This is a genomic window from Pseudoalteromonas piscicida (assembly GCF_002744175.1).
Lineage (GTDB): Bacteria > Pseudomonadota > Gammaproteobacteria > Enterobacterales > Alteromonadaceae > Pseudoalteromonas > Pseudoalteromonas piscicida_B.
In genome coordinates, this window is sequence record NZ_NKHF01000024.1 from 66,499 (window position 1) to 92,575 (window position 26,077).

The window sequence follows — 26,077 nt, forward strand, 5'->3', positions numbered from 1 at the left end:
CGAAGTATATAGAGGTTGTTATGGCACAATTTGTCGTTGTTGGTTTAGGTCGATTTGGTTTTGCGGCTTGTCTGGAATTAAAGCGGCTTGGTAACAAAGTGATAGGGGTAGATAGTCGCGAACGTGTGGTGAACCAAGTTGTTGAGCATATTGATTATGCCACCTCTTTGGATGCGACCGATGAAACGGCATTACGCCAACTAGATATTACGAGAAGCAAAGCGGTCCTGGTCGCCATTGGTGAAAACCTAGAAGCGAGCATTTTATGTGTACTGTCGCTAAAGAACTTAGGCGTTGAGCAAATTTGGGTTAAGGCCAGCTCAGAAGCACATCATACAATTTTATCCCGTTTAGGTGTAACACGTGTGATCCACCCTGAGGAAGAAATGGGGATCAAGGTTGCACAAACGCTGAATTACCCCATGGTCAATCAATATATGCAGTTGGGGCATGGCTTTTACATGGTGGAAGTCATCGTGAATAAATTAAGCTGCGGGCAGTCTTTGGCGACGCTATTAAAGCGTGCAAAGGGCGAAATCAAGGCCGTGTTAGTAAAGCGCGGCAAAGCGTGTTATGCCAATCCGGCAGAGTCATTTTTGATCAACGAAGATGATAAAGTGATCCTCAACGGCCAGTTAAAAGCGTTAAATTCTATCGCGTTAAAACTGGGGGCGTAATGAAAACATGGAGCCCCCATTATTATCCCTATCCAAATAGCAAGCCCAAAGCTCACAAAAAGTCGCTGAGGTTAAGCCCCCCAACAGTGTTGTTTATTGGGTTTTGTGGGTTAATAGCTTTAGGTACTATGCTGCTGTTGCTACCGATAGCACACACCCAAGACATCAAAGTGATGCAAGCGTTATTCACTGCAACTTCCGCGGTAACGGTGACAGGACTTGCCGTATTGAGTACGCCAAATGATTTTACTACCTTTGGTCATCTTGTTATTGCTAGCCTTATTCAAATTGGTGGACTTGGCTTTATGACCATTACGGTTGTGGTGCTGCGGGGGATGGGGCAGCAAATGGACATTAGTAAACAACTTATCGCAAAAGAAAGCTTTGGCATTGCTCGGTTTGATCAGTTGGTTGATACAGCCAAATGCGTGTTAGTTTATGCACTGATCATCGAATCGATAGGGTTTACCATTTTGCTTGCCCATTGGTATCAAACGCTACCGCTTGGTGATGCGATAATGCAAAGCTTCTTCTACACCATTTCGGCCTTTAACAATGCGGGATTTGCATTGCATGATGACAGCCTAACCAGTTTTCGTGGTGATTGGGTCGTTAATCTTGTGATATCGGGATTATTTGTGATTGGCGGACTTGGATTTGTGGTGTTGATGGATATAGTAAAAAGACGCCGTTGGAGCAGGTTTGGATCTGCCACTAAGTTAGTCCTGATAGCAACTGCGGTGTTGAATGTGCTGGCATTTAGCTTACTTTGGCTTTTTGAAGCAAATAACCCAGAGACACTTGGAAACTTGCCGGTGTCCGAGCAAGTGATCACTGCATGGATGCAAGCGGTGACGCCACGTACAGCGGGCTTTAACAGTATCGACTTTGCGCTGGTGAATGACGAAAGTACCGTACTGACCATTTGGTTAATGATAATAGGGGGCGGCTCTATGAGTACCGCCAGTGGTCTTAAAATAACCACGGTGGTGGTGCTATTAATGGCAACTTACGCTTATTTGAGACGCAGAGATCAAGTCGCTATCGGACACAGACAGATCTCGCCTGAAACGGTATTTAAGGCGCTTAGTCTCACCGTGGTGTACTTTTTTACCGTGATGCTGGCAACCCTTATTTTAACGATTACCGAGCAAGCAAATTTAACGGATATCACATTTGAAGCGGTATCGGCATTAGGCACAGTTGGCTTGTCTCGAGGGATCACTGGCTCATTGTCTGAACCCGGTGAAGCGGTAATCATATTTTTAATGCTGATTGGACGCTTGGGGCCGTTAACCTTTCTATACTTGATCGCTCGTCCGAAACGGGAGAATTTAAAGTATGCAAAAGCGGAAATTCAGGTAGGATAAGCAAAAAAATAACGGAAATCATGATGAAGTATCCCAAACCGTTAAAAACGGGTAGTAAAATTGCGATCACGGCATTCTCTGCGGGCGTACCTGCTGCTATGCACGCGAGATTAGACAACGCTTTGAATTATCTAGCGCAACAAGGTTTTGAACTCGTGATTGGTGAATGCCTGCGGGAAAATCATAATTACGTTAGCGCGGATGTCAAAACCCGTGCTAATGAGCTTATGGGGTACTTACTCGATGACACAATAGACGCGATTATGCCGCCATGGGGCGGTGCAATTGCAATGGATTTGCTGACATTACTTAATTGGGAAAAGTTGGCGCATGCACAGCCAAAATGGCTCATTGGTTTCTCTGATGTCAGCACTTTGCTGAGCGCAGTGACTTGCAAACTAGGCTGGGCAAGCGTGCATGCAACTAACCTAATGCAATTAAATGTCCATCAACAGGATGCATTAACGGTTGGACTTTTTGACCATTTAAAGAGCGCACCTAATGCTTCCTTCACGCAATATCCGTCTACATATTTTGAAGCTGAACCGTTAAACTTTGTCGATTTTCCCGATGCTGGATTTCACTTATCCTCCGCGACTCAGTGGCGCACTTTGGGCAACTGTAATGGCAATAAGCAGTTTTCAGGGCGGTTGTTAGGTGGTTGTTTGGATATTCACATGCTACTGGCTGGCACGGAATATTTTGACTTAGAAGGGTTCTCACTGTTGCACCCAAATGAGTCGATTATTTTATACTTTGAAAATGGCGAGATGCCGCCTGCGGCTTACTATCGTGCACTGCAAAGTATTAAATTACGAGGGTGGTTTTCTAAGCTTGCTGGAGTTTTAATTGGCCGAAACCCTGAGCCTGTAGCCAAAGACAGCGACTGGACGCACTTAGACGCATTGCTAAAAGTATTTGCTGGCTGCGATTTCCCAGTGTTATATGATATAGATATTGGCCATCAAGCACCAAATTTAACCCTGATTAATGGTGCGTATGCCGAAGTAGTATGCGACGAAAGATTTTCAATTACACAGACATTAAAATGAAGTTAGAATTTAAAACTGGCTCGGTAGATGACTTACTGACAATAGAAAATCAAATTCCTGAGTTTGTCACGCCAAGAAAGCGTGAAGAAGTAGAAGACAAACTGCGAGATAAACAGCATTTGTTACTGATGGCGTACGCTCAAGGCAAGCCTGTTGGGTATAAACTGGGTCATGAGTTGCCAAACAATGAGTTTTATAGCTGGCTAGGCGCGGTCATCCCCGAATATCGCGGTAAGGGTATTGCCAAGCAGTTGTTGGTGATGCAAGAAACTTGGTGCCAAACGCAAGGCTATAGCGCCATCAGAGTAAAATCGAGAAATCGGTTTAAAAATATGCTGTTGATGCTGATAAGCCGCGATTATCAGATTGTAAAATGTGAAAAAATCGACGGCTCATTGGATTATAAAATTCATTTTTATAAGCAATTACAATAAAGCCTAACCTTTGATATTAGGCTTTATTGTTATCGGATGAGCTGGTGGCGCTTCGTCGCCACATTCCTGCTAATATCGAGCCGCTGACATTATGCCAAATAGAAAATAGGGTGCCTGCAACGGCCGCCGTAGGAGTAAAAAACTTCATGGCAAGCGCGACGGCAAGCCCCGAGTTTTGCATACCGACCTCAAAAGCCATGGTGCGACATACCTTTTCGTTAAAACCGAGTCGTTTTGGAATGAAATAGCCTAAAATCAGTCCAGTAGAATTGTGTAAAATCACCGCAGCCAGCATAATGACCCCGATACTTTCAAGCTTGCTCTGATTAAGGGCAACGATCACCGCAATGATAAAAACGATAGAAAGCATTGAAAGTAAAGGCAGTATCGGAGTTGTTTTGATAAAAGAATGCTTTAGTGGCTTTGCTAAAAAGGTATTGAAAGCAACACCGATAGCCACCGGAAGTAACACAATTTTTAGCAGGCTCATCAACATATCAGAAAATTGAATAGCGACTACTTGGCCAATCATCAATGTAGTAAGTGAAGGCGTGAGGAGTACACCGAGTAGGGTGCTAATCGCGGTCATTGAAATCGACAGTGCGACATCTCCTTTGGCGAGGTAACACAATACGTTGCTTGCCGTGCCACCAGCAACCGTGCCCACTAAAATCATACCAATTAATAGATCAGTTTCTAAATTCATTGCAGTTGCAATCAAGTAGGCAACACTCGGCATCACAGTAAATTGAAGCAGCACACTAACGCAAATGGCTTTTTTGTTGTCGAGCACGCGTAAAAAGTCTTTTGTAGTGAGGGTTAAACCCATTGTCAGCATGATCAACATTAATAACGGAATAATGGCGCTTTTAAACGCGCTAAATAGAGGTGGAAAAAGGTAGGCGATTACTGAGCAAATAATGGCCCAAAGTGGAAAAAGCTGAACTATTTTACTCATTTAACGCCCCTCGTTCCGAGTTTGCTGTAAAGAAGGGCCGCAAAAATAATGGTACTGCCAATCCCAAGGCGAACGAGGTCAGCTTCTCGGTTCCAAATCAGCAAATTGACAATGATCCCAGCTGGGATCAATACATTGTTCATTACCGCAAGTTCACCCACCGACACACGGGTCAGTCCTAAGTTCCAGACATAATACCCGACGCCTGAAGCAATCAAGCCCAAATAAATCAGTATTCCCCATTGTAGATTTGTACTTGGGAGTTGCTGTGAGTTCCCAAATAGCAAAAAGCCGATAGCGAGCACTAAGGATGCACCAATAAAGAAGAAACCGAAGCTTTGATGGTGTACCAGCTGGTACTGGTTACTTAAGCGTTTGTAACTTACTTGACCTATGGCAAAGCAAAGGTTTGCGCCTTGTACCAGCAGTAAGCCAAAAAGGTAGTCGCTGGTAAGCTCAGTAAACCTGATAGTGATTGCACCAACAATAGCAAAGAGTGCAGACAGCAAAAAGGTGACATTAAATGAGCGATTTAGTAAGTCATTGAGTGCAGTAATATAGATGGGTGTCATCACAGTGAATAGCAACACTTCAGGTACGCTAAGGTATAAAAAAGAATGGTAATAAAAGGCATACATCAGGCCAATTTGTACAGCACCTATTGCCATTAGTTTGACTATCAATGCTTTGTTTACCGAGCTCAATTTCAAAAAGGGAATGAATACAATAGCCGCAAGCAGGGTTCTGGAAAGGGCGCTAAACCAAGCGTCAACTTCTCCGGCGAGATAGACACCGATAAGAGAAAACGAGAAAGCCCAAAGTAAGGTAACAATCCAAAGTAATGGCATAGACAATTAAATGTAATTTTTAATCCCAAGATTGTATCACGAGCAGTGGAGAAAACTGAAAGTTCGAAAAAAGCGATGGAATTAATCTTTATAATATGCTTTTAATTTATGGTTGTTCGCATAAAATGATTTGCGTATTCACACTTACATCCCTTCTTTGTTTTATCCATGATGTGTTTGGCCGCCGCTGCGGCCTTTTTTTGTGCATTTCACACCTTAACTTCTCAGTATGTTTTTCCCACTTGATGGGCCTTTGTTGTCTATTCCAAGATAACTTTTTGTGAATTTTTTATTTTATATTGGTTAAAAGTGTTGAGTTTTTATTCGGTTTTATGTAATTTTATATGTAATCAAGGTTTCTTGATTGTTAACATAATAAGTATAAGGAAAGTGAAATGAAACATAAAATGATTAAATCACTCGCTGCAGTTGCTCTACTTGGTGCCGGTTCTGTAAGCGCCACAGAATTACATTGTGATATACAAGTGAAAAGAGGCGGGAATGTGATTGGGAACGAGCAAACTTGCTTTGGTATGGATTTCTCGTTTGGAAACTCGACTTCAGGTAAGTTTTATTTGGCGAACATCACTAAACCAATCAATAAAGTGATCTGGAATGGAGATGCAAATTGCTCAGGTGGCGTGGAATGCGCGTTAACTGTTTATGCATACCAAACACACACAGCAACCGCGACGATTTTGTACAAAGACGGTACTTACGAGGAAACTAACGTATCACGTATCTCTTATGAGACTGGTCATTAATAACTCAAGTTACTAATTTTAAATTAAAGGAAATAATAATGAAAAATGTAATTATTGCTTCGGCTTTAGCTTTATTAGGTGGACTTTCTTTTAGTTCACAAGCTGCTGATCTAAAGTGTTCTTTGAATGTTAAATCAGGCGGTAATGTATGGGGTAATAACACCAGCCACTGCTCTGGGATTGACTTTTCTTTTGGTAACTCGACTTCAGGAAAGTTTTATATCGCTAACGTATCAAAGCCAATTAGTAAAGTGATCTGGAACGGTGATGCTAGCTGTTCAAGTGGCACGACATGTAACATGACTATCCGTGCTTACCGCCAGTATAATGCAACTGCAACCATCCTGTACACTGATGGCACGTATGAGACGACCAACTCTGCTCATATTGATTATGAAACTGGTTTTTAAAAATCGGTGAAAAGTAAACATAGCGGGAAATAATGATTTCCCGCTACAAGGTTATTCGACAATGGTTTTGTAAAACCTGATAATGTCCAAAATAAAATTCTTGTGAAACAGTGTGTACTCCCCTCTTAACACCAATTCTTCTGTAATTAATGTAGAGCTCTTCACAACCAGTAAGTACCTTAAATAACGGCAAATATTAGATTATTATCGCAATCTAGTTTAAAGCAAACTAGCAATAAGGTATGATGCGCCTAACTTTTATTGCAAATTGTTCTCATACTCAATGACATTAGACAAACTCTCCAAAAATGGCGTAGCGACTATCACTTCTCTTACACATCCTGATACTGCGCTACTTAGCCGCATAATGGCTCTTGGTATCATGCCAGGCGAGCAAATAGAAGTTATCAATGTCGCACCACTTGGATGCCCGATGCAAGTGAAAATTGGCGACACCTTTGTGAGCGTGCGTAAGGCCGACGCACAGTTCGTTGAAATTGAAGTTTTATAGTATTAAGGGCTCGCGTATGAAAATTGCGTTAGTGGGCAACCCGAACTGCGGGAAAACCACATTATTTAATCGCTTGACAGGTTCTAAACAAAAAGTAGGAAACTGGCCCGGCGTCACAGTTGAGAAAAAGTTTGGTTATTTTGCTTTAGAAAACACAAACGCAGAATTGGTAGATTTACCAGGGCTATATAGCATGGAGCAAATCGAGCCAAGTCAAGATGAACAGATCGCGTGTGACTTCCTAAAGCAAAATGAAGCTGATGTTATTATTAACATTGTTGATGCCGCTAATCTACAGCGGAATCTGGTTTTAACTTCGCAGCTAAAAGAGTTAGGTAAGCCTATCCTTGTGGTTGCAAATATGGTTGATGTAGCAACACAACGTGGTCGAACGTTGGATTTGGCACGCTTGTCGGAACAGCTAGACTTACCTGTGGTGCCTTTTCATGGTGCGAAGGGCACAGGACTGGATGTCTTGTTACAAAAGTTAGCTGATATCGTCCGCTTTCCTAAATCCTCAGCTGTATCGCAGACGCAAAACAGGGACTCTGATCCGCTTAAAAAAGCGATTGTGCGCCATAAAGAAGTGAAAAGGCTTGCTGATGGTGTGAGTACTATTACACCAAAACGTGCCGACACCACTGAAACACTCGATAGAATAGTGTTAAATCGCTGGTTAGGTGTGCCTATCTTCCTTGCGATGATGTATCTCATGTTTACCATTGCCGTGAATGTTGGCGCAGTATTTATCGATTTCTTCGATATCGCTGTAGGCGCACTATTAATTGATGGTGTGAAAATACTCCTTGCCGATATTGGCGCGCCTCAATGGTTAAGTGTACTACTTGCCGATGGCTTTGGAGCAGGGGTGCAGCTGGTTGCTACCTTTATTCCTGTAATCGCTGTCCTGTACCTATGTTTGTCGATATTAGAGGACAGTGGCTACTTATCTCGTGCTGCGTTTGTAATTGACCGCTTAATGTCATCAATTGGTTTGCCGGGTAATGCCTTTGTTCCTCTAATTGTTGGATTTGGCTGTAATGTACCTGCGGTAATGGCATCAAGAACCATGGGCCGTGAGTCAGACCGCTTACTGACAATCATTATGGCACCGTTTATGTCTTGCGGGGCGCGACTGACCGTCTATGCATTGTTTGCTGCGGCTTTTTTCCCAACCAACGGGGCAAATGTGGTATTTGGACTATACTTACTCGGTATTCTAGTGGCTGTAGGATCAGGCTTTTTATTCAGAAAGCAGGTGTTCAAAACGCAAAAGTTACCATCATTCACTGAGATGCCAGCCTATCATATGCCGATTTGGCGTAATATTTTTATCACCACGTGGCAGCGCTTAAGTGGTTTTATTAAACGTGCAGGTAAAACGATTGTAATGGTGGTTATTTTGTTGAGTGCGTTAAACTCGATTGGCACGGATGGCTCATTTGGTAATGAAAACACCGAAAACTCACTTTTAGCGAAGGTGGCTCAAGTGGTAACTCCTGTATTTGAACCGATCGGTTTAAAAGAAGAAAACTGGCCGGCAACGGTTGGTGTTGTGACCGGGATGTTTGCTAAAGAGGCGATTGTGGGCACACTAGACGCACTTTACACAGGGGCTGGAGAGGAGGCTGGTGCGTTTTCTTTAACAGCTTCGTTACAAGAAGCCGCGATGACAATTGTAGATAACAGTAAAGATCTCATTGCCAATTTAGGTGATCCTTTAGGGCTGAATGAATTGGAATCCGGTGCTGAAAATGGCACCGAACTATTGACTGCCATGGCGGCCAAGTTCAGTGGTCAAATTGGTGCATTTAGTTATCTTGTCTTTATTCTACTTTATACGCCTTGCGTAGCCGTTCTAGGCGCTATAAAGCGTGAGTCGGGCGGCAAGTGGATGTGGCTTGTGATTGGCTGGACCACATCAATCGCTTATATCATGGCCACTTTGGTATACCAAATTAGCCAACTGAGCACTGCGCCAACGAGTGCGTCGCTGTGGATCATTGCTATGTTACTTGTTGGATTTGCGTGGTGGAAAGGTCTGTCTAGGCTTGGAAACAAGTTAAATCAACCACCAACGTACCAAATTAATCTGGGCTAACCTAAAACGGCACTTAATGTGCCGTTTTTTGTGCAAGTTGTTAAGACATTGCATTGTTATCTTGCGCCGTTAAGACGAAAAAAAGCAGTGTTAACTTAGTCAACACTGCCAACAACTCTAAATCAATCAAGGGGAGTCTACAAGGGTGCAGACTACGCAGACTTGTTGACCGAATGATGTCTGTCGTGTGAAGGATTTATGACTTAATAAATTTCACTTTTCTTTGTTTTTAGAATGACTTAATGTAACTCCTACTTCAGCAGTTAACGGAATTAGCCATGATCACAACAGACACCCACCATATTATCCGTCACCTTGATACTATCCATAATTTACTCTCCAATACTTATTGGGCAAAACAGATTCCCAAAGCACTGCTTGAAAAAGCTATAAAAAACAGCCTTAGCTTTATGTATTTAGACGAAAAAGGAGAGTTTCAGGGTTTTTGTCGCGTGATCACTGACTTTACTACGTTTGCCTATCTTGCCGATGTAATAGTAGATGAAAATGCTAGGGGAAAGGGCATAGGAAAAGCGATAGTGCAAGCTGTAGTTGAACATCCTCAGTTACAAGGTTTGCGGCGCTTTATGCTAGCTACATTAGATGCACATACTTTATACGAAAAATTTGGTTTTTCAGCTGTTTCTGACCCAAGTATTTTGATGCAGATCTGTCACCCTAGCATATATTCGGATTTACAAGATTAATTGCTCGTTTTTAATCGGTTATATTTCGTTTTTTAGAATGAAGACTGGATAAATCTACTTACCCTGAACATAATAAAGGCGATAATAACAATGGGTGTCTTTATTATGTTAAGAGTGACATTAGAGCAATGGCGCATGTTTAGAGCGGTAGTTGAATACGGTGGTTTTAATCAGGCCGCCAAAGAAGTACACAAAAGTCAGTCGAGTATTCACACTGCGGTGCATAAAATTGAGCAAGGCTTAGGTGTTAAACTATTTAAAGTAGAAGGGCGGAAAACATTATTGACAGAAGCAGGTGAGATGATGTTGCGCCGTGCTAATTATTTACTTGAAGAAGCGGCGAAAGTCGAAGCGGTTGGTCAAACACTGGGAGAAGGGATCGAAAGCCAGTTACGTATCGCTGTTGATGAAATCTTCCCTCAGCAGCTGCTTTATAAAGTCCTTGAAAACACTTCGGCGCAGTATCCTTTGTTACGCGTAGAGCTGGTCGAATCTGTGTTAACCGGAGCTTCAGAGCTGTTGCAAAATACGGATGTGGACATCGCCATTTCCCCTGTTATTTTACCAGAAGGCTTTAGTGAAGAACTGTGCCAAATCGAGTTTATTGCCGTTGCTAACCCTAAGCATGCCCTTCACCAGTTTGGTCGCCCCCTTACATTCGAGGACTTAAAGTCCCACCGTCAAATCGTTGTCAGAGACTCAGCAATCTCGAGAAAGAAAGACGAAGGTTGGCTTGGAGCGCATCAGCGCTGGACTGTGAGCCATATGACTACCTCGATAGATATGATAGCGCAAGGATTAGGCTTTGCGTGGTTGCCTGTTTCTGCGATTCAATCTCAACTAGATAGCGCTTTACTAAAGCCTCTGCCGCTATCACAAAGTAGCCAGCGTAAGGCACAGCTTCATCTTATTTTTAGAGATGGTGATAAGTTAGGGCCCGCTGCAAGAGCATTTATTGGTGAGTTGAGATATCAATGTATGCAGCTAGAAGGCTCGGCTTAACACTATGGTAGCTGTGGTATTGTCTAATTTAATTCGCTAAAACTCATTGTAAATTCAAAAGGTAAGGAATGACTGAACCAATACAATTGATGACGATCACTTTAGTCGTGCTACTGAGTGGTATTTCAAAGTCTGGTTTTGCGGGGGCATTGGGCGCTTTTTCGGTGCCGTTATTAATGACTGTATTGGAGCCTAAAGATGCAATAGCGCTAATGTTACCATTATTGATTGTTGCAGATGTATTTAGTTTGAAAAGCTATTGGCGACAATGGAACACCACTGAGTTAAAACGCTTGTTACCCGGAACGCTGATTGGTATTGCGTTGGCCACCGTATTTTTGCAGGGAGTCAATGAATATTGGCTCACCCTTGCGATTGCCATTATGAGTATCTTGTTTGCATTAAAAAGCTTAGTCTTTAACAAGCTAGTAGGAAATACATCGCATTTATCTTTGTTAGCTGCTGGCACTTCTACAGCCGCTGGGGTTTCTACAACGCTTATCCACGCCGGTGGGCCGCCTTTAATGATTTACTTTAATGCCAGAAAGCTGGCGCCAATGGCCTATATAGCCACAGTTGCAGTACTCTTCGCGTTAATGAATGTGATCAAACTCATCACATTCTCGGTCACCGGCCTATTACAATGGGAGCACATATTACTGGCGATTTGCTTTACGCCTGTTGCTCTGATTGGTAATCGAGTGGGCGTGTATCTCGCTCAACGCTTGCCCAAAGCGCGATTTTTATTCGTGATGAACAGCTTGTTATTGCTGCTCGGGTTGATGTTACTAAGCAGCTTGCACTCGGGGTAACCTAGCCTTATTTATCGCGTTTTTGGAACCGATAGCGTAAATTTGACTTTAGTAGTTGAGTTACCCCTAGCGCCCTGAGGCTGGACAAGGGTGAATAAGAAGCCTACGCAAACCTCAGGGTGATCCATTACCGTTGAGCTTGCATCTCTTGCTGGTACTCATCAGCAAGTTGCGACTTTTCACTGTTATTCAGTACCTTTCCTGCCCTTTGAAAAAAGGCCCGTTCTTCATCTGCCAAATGATGTTCAACTTTGTCTTTAAGCTTTTTCAGCGTGACCAGCCAGCTTGGATCAGAAAACTGTGTATTGTCTAGTGCCTCAATAAGCTCATCAATCTCATGGTGCTCTGCAATACCATGACGCGAGTCTTCAATGGTCATATCGCTTTTCATGAGTGGGGCGTAAAAATATCTTTCTTCTGCAATAGCGTGTGCTGCTAAGGCGTCTTTTAACTCGTTATAATATTTTTTGCGAACCAAAGAGTCTCCAGATGTATCTTCCAACATACTTAACAATGTGCGTTGATGATCATGATCTTGTTTTATTGCTGTAAAAATTTCCATCTTGCTTCCTCTATTACTCGTTTATAATTTGTGCCTGTGGACTGTGTCTAAAGAACGACATCAGCTTTTGTCTATGCGCTTCGTCTGATGTGGTTACGATTATCAACCATTTCCCCTGTGCGATTTTGCTCATTACCGCTTGATTGAAGGCGTCTTTATCTGGACGCAGCGAAATTAGTCCTGACGTGAACAACCCTAAAAATAAGCCTGGACTTAGCAATGCGATAAAAGTGAGGTAAGGGTTTGCTTGCGTGAAACTAGGACCATAGCTCACTAGCACGCCAGCTATTAGAAACCCTAGAATTACCCCCATACTGCCTAGATACAAATGCCAGTTGAGCATACTCTTTGCAATCCGATGTTCGCTTTGCGGCTCGAGCTTTTGCTCTACTTCATGCTCATGTGGGTTTAGCATCTGCAAATGAGTTGGCGCAACAACTTGCGCATTCAGCAGTGCGTCTTGTAGCTTTTGTGCCGCAGTCCTTCCTGTGCAAACGGCTCCAACCCTATGATCAGTGAAGGATAAAATCTCAAAATTTGGCATAACTCCTCCTCGTGTTAATGCATCTTGTTGTTATGAATTCTGCAAGTGCTATACCGTGTAAAAGAATTTATTAACTGATTGAATAAAAAGATAATTTAATTATTTCGTCCTCTGTGCACTATGGTTGTTTGACAAACTAAGAAAAAATTACAGGGTAGATACTTCATGTTTTGATACAACATAGCAAAAATAAGGGTTTGAAAAGCATGATATTGATATATACACTCTTTTTGTATCATAAAATTTACATTTTGGTGGGGGTTTTCTCAAAATGATAGCCAAATTTCTTTATAAATGTATAACAACCTAATGAAAGTATTGCATAAAAAATAAAGGTAAATTATTTATTATTTAAATGTTAAATTTGGGGTTTATTTATTTGAATTGCTGCCTAGTCTAAGTAAGGCGTGAGAAGCGCATTATTGCTTTTTGCGTCTTCTGAAGTTGAAGGAGAAAACAGTCACATTTCATCTAATACTTTTTATGAAGCAATGATGAAAAGGACAATAAAACAACAATACTAGGAGTGTAATTCGTGAAATTATCTACAGTAACTTTAGCGACAGCCTGTGCCATTGCGTTTACTTCGCTTAGCGTGCAAGCTGCGACAAAACAATATTTAAATCAACAAGCTGATATCAATACTATGATTAAGTCAGCGTCTAAAACTGTGCTGAGCACACAGCCTGAAGTGCTGATCGGTCTTGAAAATGCTAGCCAGTTAAAAGAGCTTAAAAGCTTTATTAGCAAAAAAGGCGAGGTGACTAAAAGGTTCCAGCAAATGTATCAAGGTTTACCTGTCATTGGTGATACAGTGATTTTGACCTTTGATGACGCAGGCTCTCTTAAAAAAGCGCACGGAGCAGCCGTGTATAATATTGGTGCTGACATTGGTTCAGTAAAACCAAAGATCAACGCCAAGATGGCAATGCAGCAGTTTGATAAGCAATCGTTAAGTTCAGCGAAAAAGCTTAAAAAGCATAACCAAAAATCTCGTCTTGCGGTTTGGTTAGATGGCGATTCAACAGCACGTTTAGTGTATGAGGTCACATTCGTCACTTATGGTGATGAGCCAAAACGTCCTTATTTGATTATTGATGCAAACACGGGGGAAGTGTTACAAAGCTACGATAACTTACAACATGCAGATGCAACTGGACCTGGTGGGAATCAAAAAACCGGTCGTTATGAGTATGGTACGGACTATGGGTACTTAGACGTAGCGCAGTCTGGTAATACTTGTACTATGACCAATGCTAACGTTAAAACTGTTAACCTTAACCATGGTAATGGTGGCACTACAGCACATAGCTTTACTTGTCCTGAAAATACTTTTAAGGAAATTAACGGTGCTTATTCACCGTTAAACGACGCTCACTATTTTGGTAATGTTGTATTTAATATGTACAACGATTGGTTGGGGACTGCACCACTCTCGTTCCAGTTACAAATGCGCGTTCACTACAGTAGTAATTATGAGAATGCATTTTGGGATGGCAGTGCCATGACCTTCGGTGACGGTGGTAGCACTTTTTACCCGCTCGTGAGCCTTGATGTATCAGCACACGAAGTGAGCCATGGATTTACAGAGCAAAATTCGGGCTTGGTATATCGCTATAAATCCGGTGGCTTAAATGAGGCGTTCTCTGATATGGCTGGTGAAGCCGCAGAGTTTTATATGAAGGGTAGTAACGATTGGTTAGTGGGCCAAGATATCTTTAAAGGCAGTGGCGCATTACGTTATATGAATGATCCAACACAAGATGGCCGCTCTATAGATCATCAATCAAACTATACTTCAAGTATGGATGTACATCACAGCTCCGGCGTATTCAATAAAGCTTTTTATAACTTAGCGACAACAGCAGGTTGGGATACCAAAAAAGCATTTATCGTTATGGCAAAAGCTAACCAGATGTATTGGACAGCGAACACCGATTGGGATCTCGCTGGTAATGGTGTGATGGACGCCGCGTGTGATTTAGGTTATGAGCCAAATGATGTTAAAGCTGCATTAGCTGCGGTTGGTGTCAATTCTAATTTAAGCGCTGGTAGTAGTTGTGGGGTTATCGATCCTCCTGTTGACGATGAACCGCTCACAAACGGTGAACCTCGCACCGGTATTAGTGGTGCAGCAAAAGCGCAAATGTTCTTCACGTTAGACGTGCCTGCGGATGCTACAAGCCTAAACTTTACCACATCAGGTGGCAGCGGCGATGCGGACTTGTATGTAAAGTATGGCGCTCGTCCGTCTCTTAACACCTATGATTGTAATAGCACAACCTCTACAAGCAACGAAAGCTGCGACATTAGCAACATTCAAGCTGGTAAGTACTACGTTATGGTTGAAGCATGGAATCAGATCTCAGGGGTAACGTTGACTGGTACTTACAGCTCTGCAGGTGGAACTCAACCCATTGATCGCACAGAGTCAAATATCAGTGTTGCATCTGGCGGTTGGGCTCGCTTTACACAAGATCTAAATGCCAGCTACAGCAATCTCGAAGTTAGTATTTCTGGTGGGTCAGGCGATGCAGATCTGTATGTCAATTTTGGTTCACAATCAACGACCAGCAGTTATCAGTGTCGTCCATTTAAAAATGGTAACAATGAAACTTGTACAATTGCAAATCCACAACAAGGTACTTGGCATATTGATTTGCGCGGCTACAGTGCAGCAAGCGGTGTAACGCTCAATATCAAAGCTAACTAAGCAATATCTCTAAAGGGAGCGCAAGCTCCCTTTTTTAATGGCTAACCCGTTAACCCAAGCAAATTAGTGTTACTAGCTTGGTTGTTAACATATGAACTCATTTGAATGATTACTCATTATGCTTGGCAAATCATACTATTTTGACTTAATCCACGGCTAATTTGAGAGAGTAAACTTGGTGCTCACTACATTTAATTTTTCATTTAGAACAACTAAATAAAAAATTCTATCCGTTTTGACAGGGATGCAGATATTGTGGCGTTAGCAGTATAGGGTAGTGGAGCTATCGACAAGCTTTTCTCGTTTAAAAGTAGGCTGTTTAATTAAGCAAACAGGTATAAAGCCGTCTTTTATTCAGATGAGTAGAGGATACAACAATGAATTTAACTAAACCTATATTGCTAAGTTTAGCGTGTTTAACTGGTGCTTTATCGGCTCAAGAAGAAGTTTGGATCACCATGGATGCAAAGTCGAGTCAGCACTTCCAAGTGCTAAACTCTATCCGCGGTACTACGTTTGAGCAGCGCTCAGTGGCAAACACTGACCTCAAGGCCTTAAAAGTGCCGGTGCAATTGCATGCCGAATTGAGTGCGTTTATGCATGATGAATACCATCGCTGCGGTGGGTTTGTCACTCATAATTCGTTAGCACAAGCACAAACTTATCTAACGCAATTAGAAACGATTAATCCCAACGCGGCATTGGTAAGTTACAGTATCGATAACCCTACCAGAGTGAATAGCTTAATATCTAAAGTCAGTACGGTTGATTTAGACAGCAGCGTTAACTCGTTGACTAGTTTTTATAATCGCTATTATACCTCACAAACTGGTATAGATGCGGCGGCTTGGGTGAAGCAAAAATGGAGCGATATTGCCGCAAGTCGCGCAGATATCAGTGTTGAATATTTCTCCCACAGTTGGGCACAATCATCGGTCATTGTGACAATCCCTGGCAGCGAATTGAGTGATGAAATTGTAGTGATAGGGGGTCACCTAGACTCCATTAATCAATCTAACACGAGCGGCCTTGCCCCCGGTGCCGATGATAACGCATCAGGGATCGCTGTGCTGACAGAGGCATTGAGTGCAATTGTTGAGGATGACTACAAACCACAACGTACCATACAGATTATGGGATTTGCAGCGGAAGAGGTCGGTTTACGTGGCTCTAAAGCCATTGCACAGGCATATAGCTCGCAAAATAAGAATGTGGTGGGGATGACCCAGTTTGATATGACTGGTCGTAATGGCAGCAGCGCTGATATTGTAATGATGACAGACTACACCAACAGTCCGCAAAACCAATTTTTAGGTCAACTCATTGATACTTATCTACCCACTATCACTTATGCTTATGATCAGTGTGGCTATGGCTGTTCAGATCACGCATCTTGGTATCAGCAAGGGTTTCCTGCATCCATGCCATTTGAGTCAAGAATGGCTGATATCAATAGGAAAATCCATACCGCCAATGACACAGAGTTTGATGCAGCACATGCACAAAAGTTTGCTAAGTTGGCGTTGGCTTTTGTCGCAGAGCTTGGTAAAAATGCCGGTGATGCGCCACCGCCACAGCCTGATAATGAGCTCAAAAACGGAGTAGCTAAAACAGGTATATCAGGAGCGTCGAAAAGTCAGCAGTTCTTCACCATGGAAGTACCACAAGGCGCATCCAATCTAAGCTTTACGACCTCGGGAGGAACGGGGGACGCAGATCTCTATGTACGTTATGGCGCAAAGCCAAGCTTAAACACATTTGACTGCAAGAGCACCAATTCTTCAAGCGAGGAGCAGTGTAATATTACGTCGATACAAAGCGGTACTTACCATGTAATGGTCGAGGCGTGGAATGCGATATCGGGGGTGAGCCTCACCGGTCAGTACGATGCATCGGGCGGGAATACGCCTATTAACAGAACCGTAGAAAGTATTTCGGTGGCAAGCGGTCAATGGCAATACTTCAGTCAAGAATTAGCTCAGGGTTATCAAACGTTAAGCATCAGTACTTCTGGAGGAACTGGTGATGCTGATCTGTATGTAAACTTTGGTAGTCAACCGAATACTGGTACTTATCAATGTCGGCCATACAAAAATGGGAACAATGAGGTTTGTACCATTTCAAACCCGAAAGCGGGAACTTGGCACATTGGTTTACAAGGGTATCAAGCCGCAAACAATGTGACCTTAAGCATCTCTGCAAACTAGTTCACAAAGGGCCCTCAACTTGAGGTGCCCTTACCGATTCAAGCTGAGGTTCTGATATTTATGCCTTTCTAGCAGCCAGTTTAGCGCTAACTGCGTCGAATTCACTTCCCATAGCCAGCTTACATAGGAGGATTTGCGTATCTTAGAGAGAGCAGGATGCAGGAGCGAAGTTATTCTCGAAACGTTCTGGCTGGATAAGGAAATAATCTAATATGATTTTAAAACCAAAGCGTTAGCTTATTCCTCACCAAGCCTCGGATTATTCAGATAATTAATTCATTTGGTATTGCGCTTCTGATAGACTCATTAAGTTCATCTAGGAGTTGTCAGTGTCGCATAAGTTCTCAGTTAAGATATTAATTTATCTCTTTTTATTGTTTTGTGGGTTGTGGGCAAGCTATTTGTTCAATGTCAATCAAGATGAACAACGGATCTTGGCGCAAACGCAACACAATTTGCGTAAGCTAAATGATTACATCCAAACTGAATTTAGCCGGTATCAGGCTATTCAAACCCAGCTGAGCCTCAGCACTTTGGTGCAATCAGGTTTACAATCCATGGACTCTGTGACAGCAACAGAGCTCGACCGATATCTACAGGACATCCAAATTTCCAGTGGTGCCTCTGATGTTTACTTGCTCAACCTACAGGGTACTGTTATTGCGAGTAGTAACTGGGATCAGCCCCATAGCTATAAAGGTAATAACTTTGCGTTTCGTCCATACTTTTATGAGACCCTCAAAGGCAATGAGCATGTTTCATTTGCACTTGGATTGCGCTCCAAAACCCGTGGGTTTTACTTTGCCAAATCAGTATACAAAAATGATAGGCTGGTAGGCGTGGTGGTCATGAAAGTGAATGCTAGCAAATTTGAGTCGGACAAGGCACAGTTAGACACTGGAATGCACAGCCACTTTTTGATTGTAGACAATAACCATATTGTATTGGCGTCTGATGTAGAGCAGTGGCGCTTAGCCTCGCTGGGTCAGCTTGCTGCATCAAAACGCAAAGCTATTATTGCCTCAAGGCAATTTGAAAATGCGCCCTTGCTGTCTATTGAGTGGCAATTATTGTCACCACAGCGGGTTAAAATTTCTACACATAGCAGTGAAGCGCTGATGCAGCAGTTGCCTCTCAATCAGCAATATACTCTCTATCTTTTGCATGAAGTCGCACCGATAAAAGCTGCACAATGGTCTCGGCTAGGTGTGACCGCTCTGATACTGATTATTATTTTCTTTATTGTTGAATATACCTTAAGCAAACTGACTGGGTATCGACAACTTTTGTATAGCCAACGAAGCTTGGAAGTAGAGGTCGCTTGCCGCAGACAAGAGCTCGAGCAGGCGCAAGACGCCTTAATACGAGCTGCTAAACTAGCCACCATAGGCCAGCTTAGTGCCAGCATAAATCATGAAATAAACCAGCCATTGAGTGCAATGAGCGCTTATGTTGCTAGTGCTAAACGACTGGCTCAAAAAGGAGAGTCAGGCAAGGTGGTTGAGAATATGCTGCTCATTCAATCATTGATAGCCCGAGTCCATAAAATCGTGGCACAACTCAAGTCCTTTAGCCAACATCATCAAAATAAAATGCTGATAGCTAACCTGCAACACTCTGTAGATAACGCCTTGGTAATCGTCGGTCCCGAGCTAAAGCGCTATGGCGTGGTGGTTACCTGTCATGGACTCGAGTGTAAAGTGTGGGTTGACCCCTTTAAATTTGAACAGGTTTTGGTAAATATAATCAGCAATGCCTGTCAGGCGATGGTAGCGCAAGATGACAAAAGAATAGAGATCTGTGCGGTAAACCATGAAGTTAAGATCCAGTTATCTATTATCGACTCTGGTGAAGGGATCAAACAGCATGCTTTATCGACCATATTTGAGCCTTTCTATACGACAAAATCAGGCAATGGATTGGGACTTGGCTTATCTATCTCAAAGCAAATTATTGAATCGTTTCAAGGTAACCTCAGTGCGCACAACCACCCGCAGGGTGGGGCGGAATTTTTAATAAGTTTACATACGAAGAATCCACACCATGACTGAAGAGAAAACCCTATTTATCATCGACGATGAACAAAGTATTCGTGACGCGCTAAAGCAACTTTTTGAAATTGAAGGGTATGCTGTTCAGTGCTTCGCCAGTGCTGGACCTGCACTGAAAAAGCTAACTCGACAATTTGGTGGAGTGGTTTTGTGTGACATCAACATGCCAGAGATTAATGGCATTGAGTTTCTTGAACAAGTCATGCAGTTTGACTCTGAGTTGCCAGTGGTTTTCCTTACTGGGTTTGCAGATGTAGAAATCGCTGTTAAGGCCATCCAAAAAGGCGCTTATGACTTTTTTGAAAAACCGGTATCTGAACCACTGTTAGATTGCATAGAGCGAGCACTAGACAAGCGTCGATTAGTTATGGAAAACCGAGCCCTCAAGGCACAGGTTAAGAAGAAATCGGCGCCAGGGGTTCGGATCCTAGGTGAAACGAAGCAAATGCAACATATGTTGAATTTGCTTGATGCCATTATTGATACGCCTGCGGATGTGCTAATTGAAGGAGAAACTGGCACAGGAAAAGAGCTGGTTGCTCGATATTTACATGATCACAGCGAACGCTCAAAGCACAACTTTGTGGCAATTAATTGTGGTGCAATCCCAGAAGAGCTAATTGAAAGTGAGCTATTTGGCGCTAAAAGCGGGGCTTATACTGGTGCGAAAGAGTCTCGTGAAGGAAAGTTTTCTTTTGCACAAGGTGGCACTGTTTTCTTAGACGAAATAGAAGCGATGTCAGCTGCGCTTCAAGTTAAGCTTTTAAGAGTATTAGAAGAGCGAAGTGTGACTCCCGTGGGGAGTAATACTGCGATTGCATTGGATATTAGAGTGATTGCGGCGACTAAGGTGGATTTGCAGGGACTAGTTGAACAAGGCAAATTTCGCTCCGATTTATTCTATCGACTCAATCTCATGAAAGTGATGATCCCGCCTTTACGCGCTAGAAAAGCGGATATACCGCTGCTTTATAAGCATTTTAGTTCAATAGCTGCGACGCGTTTTCACAAACCCATGCAGCCACTCAATCCAGAATTAGAGGCTCAGTTGTTGGCTCAAGAGTGGCCGGGTAATGTACGGGAGCTTAGAAATCATGCTGAGCGTCATATTCTACTTGCAGGTACGATGGGCACTGATCCGATGACAAGTGGTTTATCGGACGACACCTTAAGCCTTGCAGAAAAGGTAAGTTACTACGAGCAGTCTTTAATTGAGGAAGCACTGGCGCAAAGTCAAGGTAGCATTAAAGATGCAATGAGCATACTAAAAGTGCCTAGGAAAACACTTTACGACAAAATGAGTAAATATGGTTTGAGTCGCACCATGTTTACCAAAGATGATGGGTGAACTTGGTGACAATTAGCTAAGCGGAGTGTGTGATAATCCGCACATTTCTTTCATGGTTAACCTAGGGATTATATATAGTTATCTGATTCTTATAACAAAATTAACCTTGGTCTCAGAATTGCGTTGTTTAGAGCAACAATAATCAAAAATGAGACAACTAATGACAGCAAGTAAATCCCTAGTAGCAACGGCAGTGACCTTTGCTCTAACATCAGCAACAGCTATGGCCGCTGACTACAGTGTTTATGGTAAAGCGGAAGTTCAAATTGCAAACACCGACAAAGGCGTTATGCGCTATACCAAAGAAGGAACACAAATTGATGCACCGTTTTCAAGAATAGGTGTTAAAGGCTCTCATGGATTGGCCAGTAACTTAAAACTTGTTTACAAGTATGAGGTGCAAGTCAAAGGGTTTGAACATGATGACACCACAGAACCTTTCAGCGCACGCAACACATATCTTGGCCTTGCAGGTAAATTTGGAACTGTGTTGGTTGGTCGTAATGATACTCGCTTTAAATTCAGCGAAGGAAAAATAGATCAGTTTAACGAAACCCAAAGTGATATTGCGCAAGTACTAGCTGGGCAGGACCGAGTGGGTGACTCTATTACTTACTCTTCTCCAAATTGGCATGACTTTTCATTCTCTCTCACTTATACCCCAAAAGATGATGCTAGCAATGATAAAGCTGGGTTTGCCGCAACTGCTATTTATGGTGACCGAGCATTAAAAAATAAAAGCTACTATGTTGCAGTAAGCCACACAGACAGTATAGGCAACCTAGTTGCTACTCGCATTGCCGCTGCGTATAAGTGGCAAAAATTACAACTCGGTGCCATCATCCAAGATAGCGAAAATTTAACTAAAGATAAGTCGGGTAATGGCTATGTGCTGAGTGTGAGCTATCAGCTAGATGACAATTGGCGACCAAAGGTGCAGTTTGCCAAAGATAGTAGTGGCTTGCGTCATAGCGAAGATGCGACTCAGTGGACGCTTGGCACAGACTATGTTTTTGACAAGCAAACTAATTTGTATGTATTGGCAACTCGGCTTAATTTAGACACCCAAGATGACACAAGCATTGCTGTGGGCTTGAAATACAAGTTTTAAAGGTACAAAACCATGACAGAAGAAAATAAAAAAACGATAACAACACAGCTGTTCTTGTGGCTTGGCCCCTTGGTGATGCTATTAGTGTGTTTTATAGAGCCACCCACTGGTATGTCTATTGAGGCATGGCGCACAGCTGGCTTAGCGTTTTGGCTAGCCTCTTGGTGGATAACAGAAGCTGTACCAATTCCGGCTGCATCTTTATTGCCTCTGGTTATTTCACCTTTAGTTGGAATAGCCTCAATCAAAGCCGTAGCAGCACCTTTTGCTCATCCTTTAATTTACTTGTTCTTGGGAGGCTTCTTGCTTTCCATCGCAATGGAAAGGTGGGGGTTACATAAGCGTATTGCGCTAAATACTATGTTGTTTGCAGGTACTAAACCTAGTATTCAGATCTTAGCTATGATGGCTGTCACTGCATTTTTATCTATGTGGATGTCTAATACTGCAACGGCGGTGATGATGTTACCTATCGCTTTGTCGGTTATCCACTTGGTGAAAGAGCAAGGTGGAGACAGCCAGAGTTTTGCCAAAGCGCTGTTGCTCTCTATTGCGTACGGCGCGAGTATAGGTGGGATCGCAACCTTAATTGGTACGCCGCCCAATGCGTTAATGGCAGCTTATTTGTCGGATAGCTATCAAATAGAAATTGGCTTTGCTACATGGATGATGATTGGAGTTCCCCTGTCATTTGTTATGCTAGCCTTTGCTTGGTTTTGGTTAACCAAAGTGACGTATAAAGTAGACAAAGAAGAAATAAACGTTGACACCAAGTCATTATTTACTCGCCAATTAGATTCTCTAGGTGACATGTCTCGAGCGGAAAAGGGCGTTTTTGCAGTGTTTGTGTTAGCAGCATTATGCTGGATTTTTAGGCCGCTTATTGGCGATTTTACAGGTCTTAAATTGTCAGACACTGGGATTGCTATTGCGGCTGCATTGTTATTATTCGTATTACCGGCAAAAGCCAATAGCGATGAGCGGATTCTTGACTGGGAAAGCGCTGCCAAAGTGCCTTGGGGGATTTTACTGCTTTTTGGTGGCGGTTTGTCGCTGGCCGCGCAGATAAAGTCATCTGGTCTTGCTGATTACATTGCTAATTTACTGGCAGGTGCCGATGCGATGGGATTAGTAATGGGTGTCTTGGTAGTTGCTGCATTAATCACATTCTTGACAGAAATTACCAGTAATACGGCAACCGCGGCAGGGTTTTTGCCTTTACTTGGCCCAGTTGCAGAGTCGATCACAGGTTCTCCGCTCGTATGGGTCATTCCAGCAGCGATAGCTGCGAGTTGCGCGTTTATGATGCCTGTTGCAACACCGCCGAATGCCATTGTTTTTGGTTCTGGTGAAATTAAAATAAAAGATATGGTCCGCGCAGGGTTTGTATTGAATTTGGTAGCGATAGGTTTAATTACAGTTGTTACCTTGACTTTGGCTAGCAGCATACTAGGGTTTTAAGGTTGCCATTCTCCACAGGCTGTGTCCATCGAAAGGCAACTCGGTCATACGCAGCCTGTCTCCAAAGTAGGATCTGATATTATACTGGTACTATCTTCACAGAGGGTGGATAGACCCAGTGTTTTTTCCTTGCTATATTCGGATGAGAACTTAGCGGGACCTTACTATGATTGAAGATAATAAAAGTACCTTAATAGCTACGTTTACTCAGTTGAAAAGTCAATTTAATCAAATGCCGTCCCCAGCAATTGATAAACGATTGCGTCTACTGAGCGAAATAAAAACAAAATTGCTGCAGCTACAAGACCAATTCGTTATAGCGGCTGATAAGGACTTTGGTGGGCGGAGCCGTTTCGATACTGTGATTGCAGATATCATGCCTTGTATAAATTCAATTGATTACATCAGTAAGCACATACATAAATGGAGCCGAACTCAGCGTCGTTTTGCTGGAGCTCAGTGGTTGCCTTCGACGGCTAGAGTTGAAGTAGTGCCCAAAGGGGTGGTGGGAGTGATTGCACCGTGGAATTATCCCATTCAGCTTGCGGTTGTACCTGTTATTACTGCGCTTGCTGCTGGTAATAAAGTAATGCTCAAACTGAGCGAGTTTACACCCCAAGTGAACCAAGTGATCCGTAGTCTTTTTAAAGGGCTTGAAGATGAGGTAAGCGTTATAGAAGGTGGACCGGAAATCGCGTCAACGTTTACGCAGCAGCCATTTGATCATTTGCTATTTACCGGATCCACAGCTGTGGGTAAAAAAGTGATGGCCGCAGCAGCTCAAAACTTAACACCTGTTACCTTAGAGTTAGGAGGAAAGTCGCCGGTCATTGTTCTAGAAGATACTGATGTTGATGCCGCCGCGATGAGTATATTAATGGGCAAACTGTCTAACTCAGGGCAGATCTGCGTGGCGCCAGATTATGTTTTAGTTCACGAATCGCAATATGATGCTCTTATCTCTGCACTTAAAAAGGGTTATGAGAACGTATATAAACCCAAAGTTGGTCTCAACAACCAAACCGCAATCATCAATGACACTCAGCATCAGCGACTTCGCCATATTATTGAGGATGCTAAAGAAAAAGGGGCACAAGTGTGGCAAGCTGAGCCAATTAAAGACAATCGGCAACTACCGCTTCATCTCATCACCCACGTTGATAAAACAATGCAGGTGATGCAAGAAGAGCTCTTTGGTACTGTGTTACCTATTCTAAAAGTCGCGAGCCTCCACGAAGCGATAGCATTCATCAGAGAAGATACTACGCCATTGGCAAGCTACCTATTTACGCAATCGGAATCAGCGATTAATAAAGCCGCTAGAGAACTCGCAACAGGCACGCTTGCTATTAATGAAACGATAGTTCACGTTGCTGTAGAGTCGTTACCCTTTGGTGGATTAGGGCACTCTGGCATGGGGCAGTATCATGGTGAAGAGGGCTTTTATACTTTTAGTCATAAAAAACCAGTCTTACAATCTCGCAATACTAAATGGCGCAACAAAATGTTGCTCACTCATTCTAAGCTGCTAACAAAACCTTTAGAATGGCTATTTTTAAGAAAAAAATAGTATAAAAAGAATTTTGGTGTTAGATAAAAACCCTCAGGCAAAGTGGCCTGTTTGCTTCTCATTTTTTCAGTTCGCTGACACCCACTACAGTTCGCTGACACCCGCTGTTATTTAGATAATAAGTGCACCAGTTCTCTGATGCACCAGTTCTCTGACACCCACTGCTATTTTAGGTATTTATGTGAGAAGTCGCTTAACAGGGGCTAATCTCTAGCGCTTTTTAGCGGGTAAGACTTTTAGATGCCAGTTGATTTGTGACAATTAATTGTTTTTAAATATAAAAATTATTATCACGCACAGGAGAACTCCTGAGATCACATAGTCAGGAGTAGGGAAGTTATGAATGTGAGTCTATTTAACCCAGCAAGCGTTCGCAGTTGGTTAGGTTGGTACGTCGGCGCTTTTTAAGTGTTTTACAATGAACGGTGATAGCGCGTTTCTTACCCACCGCGCCGTGAAATACCCGTGAAAACTGTGTGGAAAGTTTGAACCAGTTCTCGGGTTCTATATTTAATCGAGTAAGGATAGGTTGCATGTCGTCAATATACCCCGGCTTGTCGGCACGAATACATCGGCCTGTGAGTTCAACAAGTTCAATATAATAGGTGAGTTCAAAGGGGAGTCCTTTTGGCATATCTTTTTGTGGGTCGCCAGCAAAGCATAGTAGAGACTTGGGTTGCTGGCCGAGTTTGGCATAATCGATACGCTTTTTGATGCTGGTGTAGTCTGAATTTTCTGGTGTTGTAGCAACTTTGGCTCGAATGGGGTTTAAGTCTACATAGGCAAGGCAGGCGGCCAGAGCTGCTTCATCAAGCAGTGCTTGAGATTTGAATCTACCCTCCCAAAAGCGACCTGTACAGCCAT

General features: G+C 42.8%; 22 protein-coding genes and 1 pseudogene. 18 read left to right on the forward strand and 5 right to left on the reverse strand.

Going from position 1 to position 26,077, the window contains the following annotated elements; all coding sequences use genetic code 11:
• The first annotated feature begins 20 nt into the window (after positions 1–20).
• The 4 genes from CEX98_RS05270 to CEX98_RS05285 are packed head-to-tail and all read left to right on the forward strand — an operon-like array spanning position 21 to position 3,533.
• Positions 21–677 (forward strand): potassium channel family protein, encoded by a 657-nt coding sequence (locus tag CEX98_RS05270; protein ID WP_099641064.1) that lies wholly within the window; start codon positions 21–23, stop codon positions 675–677.
• Positions 677–2,047 carry a TrkH family potassium uptake protein gene (locus CEX98_RS05275; protein WP_172439724.1) on the forward strand — a complete coding sequence of 457 codons (1,371 nt, stop codon included), beginning with the start codon at positions 677–679 and terminating at the stop codon, positions 2,045–2,047. Before CEX98_RS05270 ends, CEX98_RS05275 begins: the two co-directional genes overlap by 1 nt.
• 20 nt (positions 2,048–2,067) lie before the next feature.
• Positions 2,068–3,099, forward strand: coding sequence for a S66 family peptidase (locus CEX98_RS05280; RefSeq protein ID WP_242441635.1), 1,032 nt, complete (start codon positions 2,068–2,070; stop codon positions 3,097–3,099).
• On the forward strand, positions 3,096–3,533 hold the full coding sequence (locus CEX98_RS05285) for a GNAT family N-acetyltransferase (RefSeq protein WP_099641066.1): 438 nt from the start codon (positions 3,096–3,098) through the stop codon (positions 3,531–3,533). The genes CEX98_RS05280 and CEX98_RS05285 overlap by 4 nt, the downstream gene beginning before the upstream one ends.
• Positions 3,534–3,549: 16 nt before the next feature.
• On the opposite strand, the gene CEX98_RS05290 is transcribed toward CEX98_RS05285, so the two are convergent.
• Together CEX98_RS05290 and CEX98_RS05295 are read right to left on the reverse strand one after the other, a co-directional pair.
• The gene (locus CEX98_RS05290) at positions 3,550–4,491 is read right to left on the reverse strand and encodes a bile acid:sodium symporter family protein (RefSeq protein ID WP_099641067.1); all 942 of its coding nucleotides are present in this window, start codon (positions 4,489–4,491) and stop codon (positions 3,550–3,552) included.
• The gene (locus CEX98_RS05295) at positions 4,488–5,339 is read right to left on the reverse strand and encodes an EamA family transporter (RefSeq protein WP_099641068.1); all 852 of its coding nucleotides are present in this window, start codon (positions 5,337–5,339) and stop codon (positions 4,488–4,490) included. The genes CEX98_RS05290 and CEX98_RS05295 overlap by 4 nt, the downstream gene beginning before the upstream one ends.
• A 395-nt stretch (positions 5,340–5,734) precedes the next feature.
• On the opposite strand from CEX98_RS05295, the gene CEX98_RS05300 reads away from it, so the two are divergent.
• The 7 genes from CEX98_RS05300 (at position 5,735) to CEX98_RS05330 (ending at position 11,646) form a co-directional block, all read left to right on the forward strand.
• Positions 5,735–6,103, forward strand: coding sequence for a hypothetical protein (locus CEX98_RS05300; protein ID WP_099641069.1), 369 nt, complete (start codon positions 5,735–5,737; stop codon positions 6,101–6,103).
• 38 nt (positions 6,104–6,141) lie between these two features.
• Complete coding sequence (locus CEX98_RS05305) at positions 6,142–6,513, forward strand: hypothetical protein (RefSeq protein WP_099641070.1); 372 nt, start codon at positions 6,142–6,144, stop codon at positions 6,511–6,513.
• 283 nt (positions 6,514–6,796) lie between these two features.
• On the forward strand, positions 6,797–7,024 hold the full coding sequence (locus tag CEX98_RS05310; RefSeq protein ID WP_099641071.1) for a FeoA family protein: 228 nt from the start codon (positions 6,797–6,799) through the stop codon (positions 7,022–7,024).
• Between the two features lie 16 nt (positions 7,025–7,040).
• Entirely contained in the window at positions 7,041–9,125 is a 2,085-nt protein-coding gene (gene feoB / locus CEX98_RS05315) for a ferrous iron transport protein B (protein ID WP_099641072.1), read from the forward strand.
• Positions 9,126–9,403: 278 nt separating this feature from the next.
• Positions 9,404–9,832: a GNAT family N-acetyltransferase gene (locus CEX98_RS05320; protein WP_099641073.1), complete on the forward strand. Its 429-nt coding sequence runs from the start codon at positions 9,404–9,406 to the stop codon at positions 9,830–9,832.
• Between the two features lie 105 nt (positions 9,833–9,937).
• Positions 9,938–10,834 (forward strand): LysR family transcriptional regulator, encoded by an 897-nt coding sequence (locus CEX98_RS05325; protein ID WP_099641089.1) that lies wholly within the window; start codon positions 9,938–9,940, stop codon positions 10,832–10,834.
• A gap of 68 nt (positions 10,835–10,902) precedes the next feature.
• On the forward strand, positions 10,903–11,646 hold the full coding sequence (locus CEX98_RS05330) for a sulfite exporter TauE/SafE family protein (protein WP_099641074.1): 744 nt from the start codon (positions 10,903–10,905) through the stop codon (positions 11,644–11,646).
• Positions 11,647–11,773: 127 nt separating this feature from the next.
• On the opposite strand, the gene CEX98_RS05335 is transcribed toward CEX98_RS05330, so the two are convergent.
• Together CEX98_RS05335 and CEX98_RS05340 are read right to left on the reverse strand one after the other, a co-directional pair.
• Positions 11,774–12,208: a hemerythrin domain-containing protein gene (locus CEX98_RS05335; RefSeq protein WP_099641075.1), complete on the reverse strand. Its 435-nt coding sequence runs from the start codon at positions 12,206–12,208 to the stop codon at positions 11,774–11,776.
• Between the two features lie 13 nt (positions 12,209–12,221).
• A complete protein-coding gene (locus CEX98_RS05340) occupies positions 12,222–12,752 on the reverse strand; it encodes a hypothetical protein (RefSeq protein WP_099641076.1) in 531 nt (176 codons plus the stop codon).
• A gap of 535 nt (positions 12,753–13,287) precedes the next feature.
• On the opposite strand from CEX98_RS05340, the gene CEX98_RS05345 reads away from it, so the two are divergent.
• The 7 genes from CEX98_RS05345 (at position 13,288) to CEX98_RS05375 (ending at position 25,213) form a co-directional block, all read left to right on the forward strand.
• A complete protein-coding gene (locus CEX98_RS05345; RefSeq protein WP_099641077.1) occupies positions 13,288–15,465 on the forward strand; it encodes a M4 family metallopeptidase in 2,178 nt (725 codons plus the stop codon).
• A 377-nt stretch (positions 15,466–15,842) separates the two neighbouring features.
• A complete protein-coding gene (locus tag CEX98_RS05350; protein WP_099641078.1) occupies positions 15,843–17,672 on the forward strand; it encodes a M28 family metallopeptidase in 1,830 nt (609 codons plus the stop codon).
• Positions 17,673–18,001: 329 nt separating this feature from the next.
• Positions 18,002–19,723: a sensor histidine kinase gene (locus tag CEX98_RS05355; RefSeq protein WP_099641079.1), complete on the forward strand. Its 1,722-nt coding sequence runs from the start codon at positions 18,002–18,004 to the stop codon at positions 19,721–19,723.
• The gene (locus tag CEX98_RS05360) at positions 19,716–21,071 is read left to right on the forward strand and encodes a sigma-54-dependent transcriptional regulator (protein ID WP_099641080.1); all 1,356 of its coding nucleotides are present in this window, start codon (positions 19,716–19,718) and stop codon (positions 21,069–21,071) included. Before CEX98_RS05355 ends, CEX98_RS05360 begins: the two co-directional genes overlap by 8 nt.
• Positions 21,072–21,231: 160 nt before the next feature.
• Positions 21,232–22,182, forward strand: a complete 951-nt coding sequence (locus CEX98_RS05365; protein ID WP_099641081.1) for a porin — start codon at positions 21,232–21,234, stop codon at positions 22,180–22,182.
• A gap of 12 nt (positions 22,183–22,194) precedes the next feature.
• The gene (locus CEX98_RS05370) at positions 22,195–23,643 is read left to right on the forward strand and encodes an SLC13 family permease (RefSeq protein WP_099641082.1); all 1,449 of its coding nucleotides are present in this window, start codon (positions 22,195–22,197) and stop codon (positions 23,641–23,643) included.
• 166 nt (positions 23,644–23,809) lie between these two features.
• Positions 23,810–25,213 (forward strand): aldehyde dehydrogenase family protein, encoded by a 1,404-nt coding sequence (locus tag CEX98_RS05375; RefSeq protein ID WP_099641083.1) that lies wholly within the window; start codon positions 23,810–23,812, stop codon positions 25,211–25,213.
• Positions 25,214–25,568: 355 nt separating this feature from the next.
• Here the strand turns inward: CEX98_RS05375 and CEX98_RS05380 are convergent.
• Positions 25,569–26,077, reverse strand: a pseudogene (locus tag CEX98_RS05380) (transposase); the annotation flags it as partial.

What these genes read in the sequence shown, in the direction of transcription:
- CEX98_RS05350 (WP_099641078.1), top strand. Translation starts at nt 15,843, where the DNA reads ATGAATTTAACTAAACCTATATTGCTAAGTTTAGCGTGTTTAACTGGT.
- CEX98_RS05270 (WP_099641064.1), top strand. Translation starts at nt 21, where the DNA reads ATGGCACAATTTGTCGTTGTTGGTTTAGGTCGATTTGGTTTTGCGGCT.
- CEX98_RS05340 (WP_099641076.1), bottom strand. Translation starts at nt 12,752, where the DNA reads ATGCCAAATTTTGAGATTTTATCCTTCACTGATCATAGGGTTGGAGCC.
- CEX98_RS05335 (WP_099641075.1), bottom strand. Translation starts at nt 12,208, where the DNA reads ATGGAAATTTTTACAGCAATAAAACAAGATCATGATCATCAACGCACA.
- feoB (WP_099641072.1), top strand. Translation starts at nt 7,041, where the DNA reads ATGAAAATTGCGTTAGTGGGCAACCCGAACTGCGGGAAAACCACATTA.
- CEX98_RS05275 (WP_172439724.1), top strand. Translation starts at nt 677, where the DNA reads ATGAAAACATGGAGCCCCCATTATTATCCCTATCCAAATAGCAAGCCC.
- CEX98_RS05320 (WP_099641073.1), top strand. Translation starts at nt 9,404, where the DNA reads ATGATCACAACAGACACCCACCATATTATCCGTCACCTTGATACTATC.
- CEX98_RS05305 (WP_099641070.1), top strand. Translation starts at nt 6,142, where the DNA reads ATGAAAAATGTAATTATTGCTTCGGCTTTAGCTTTATTAGGTGGACTT.
- CEX98_RS05280 (WP_242441635.1), top strand. Translation starts at nt 2,068, where the DNA reads ATGATGAAGTATCCCAAACCGTTAAAAACGGGTAGTAAAATTGCGATC.
- CEX98_RS05370 (WP_099641082.1), top strand. Translation starts at nt 22,195, where the DNA reads ATGACAGAAGAAAATAAAAAAACGATAACAACACAGCTGTTCTTGTGG.
- CEX98_RS05360 (WP_099641080.1), top strand. Translation starts at nt 19,716, where the DNA reads ATGACTGAAGAGAAAACCCTATTTATCATCGACGATGAACAAAGTATT.
- CEX98_RS05365 (WP_099641081.1), top strand. Translation starts at nt 21,232, where the DNA reads ATGACAGCAAGTAAATCCCTAGTAGCAACGGCAGTGACCTTTGCTCTA.
- CEX98_RS05285 (WP_099641066.1), top strand. Translation starts at nt 3,096, where the DNA reads ATGAAGTTAGAATTTAAAACTGGCTCGGTAGATGACTTACTGACAATA.
- CEX98_RS05330 (WP_099641074.1), top strand. Translation starts at nt 10,903, where the DNA reads ATGACTGAACCAATACAATTGATGACGATCACTTTAGTCGTGCTACTG.
- CEX98_RS05300 (WP_099641069.1), top strand. Translation starts at nt 5,735, where the DNA reads ATGAAACATAAAATGATTAAATCACTCGCTGCAGTTGCTCTACTTGGT.
- CEX98_RS05375 (WP_099641083.1), top strand. Translation starts at nt 23,810, where the DNA reads ATGATTGAAGATAATAAAAGTACCTTAATAGCTACGTTTACTCAGTTG.
- CEX98_RS05295 (WP_099641068.1), bottom strand. Translation starts at nt 5,339, where the DNA reads ATGCCATTACTTTGGATTGTTACCTTACTTTGGGCTTTCTCGTTTTCT.
- CEX98_RS05310 (WP_099641071.1), top strand. Translation starts at nt 6,797, where the DNA reads ATGACATTAGACAAACTCTCCAAAAATGGCGTAGCGACTATCACTTCT.
- CEX98_RS05290 (WP_099641067.1), bottom strand. Translation starts at nt 4,491, where the DNA reads ATGAGTAAAATAGTTCAGCTTTTTCCACTTTGGGCCATTATTTGCTCA.
- CEX98_RS05325 (WP_099641089.1), top strand. Translation starts at nt 9,938, where the DNA reads ATGTTAAGAGTGACATTAGAGCAATGGCGCATGTTTAGAGCGGTAGTT.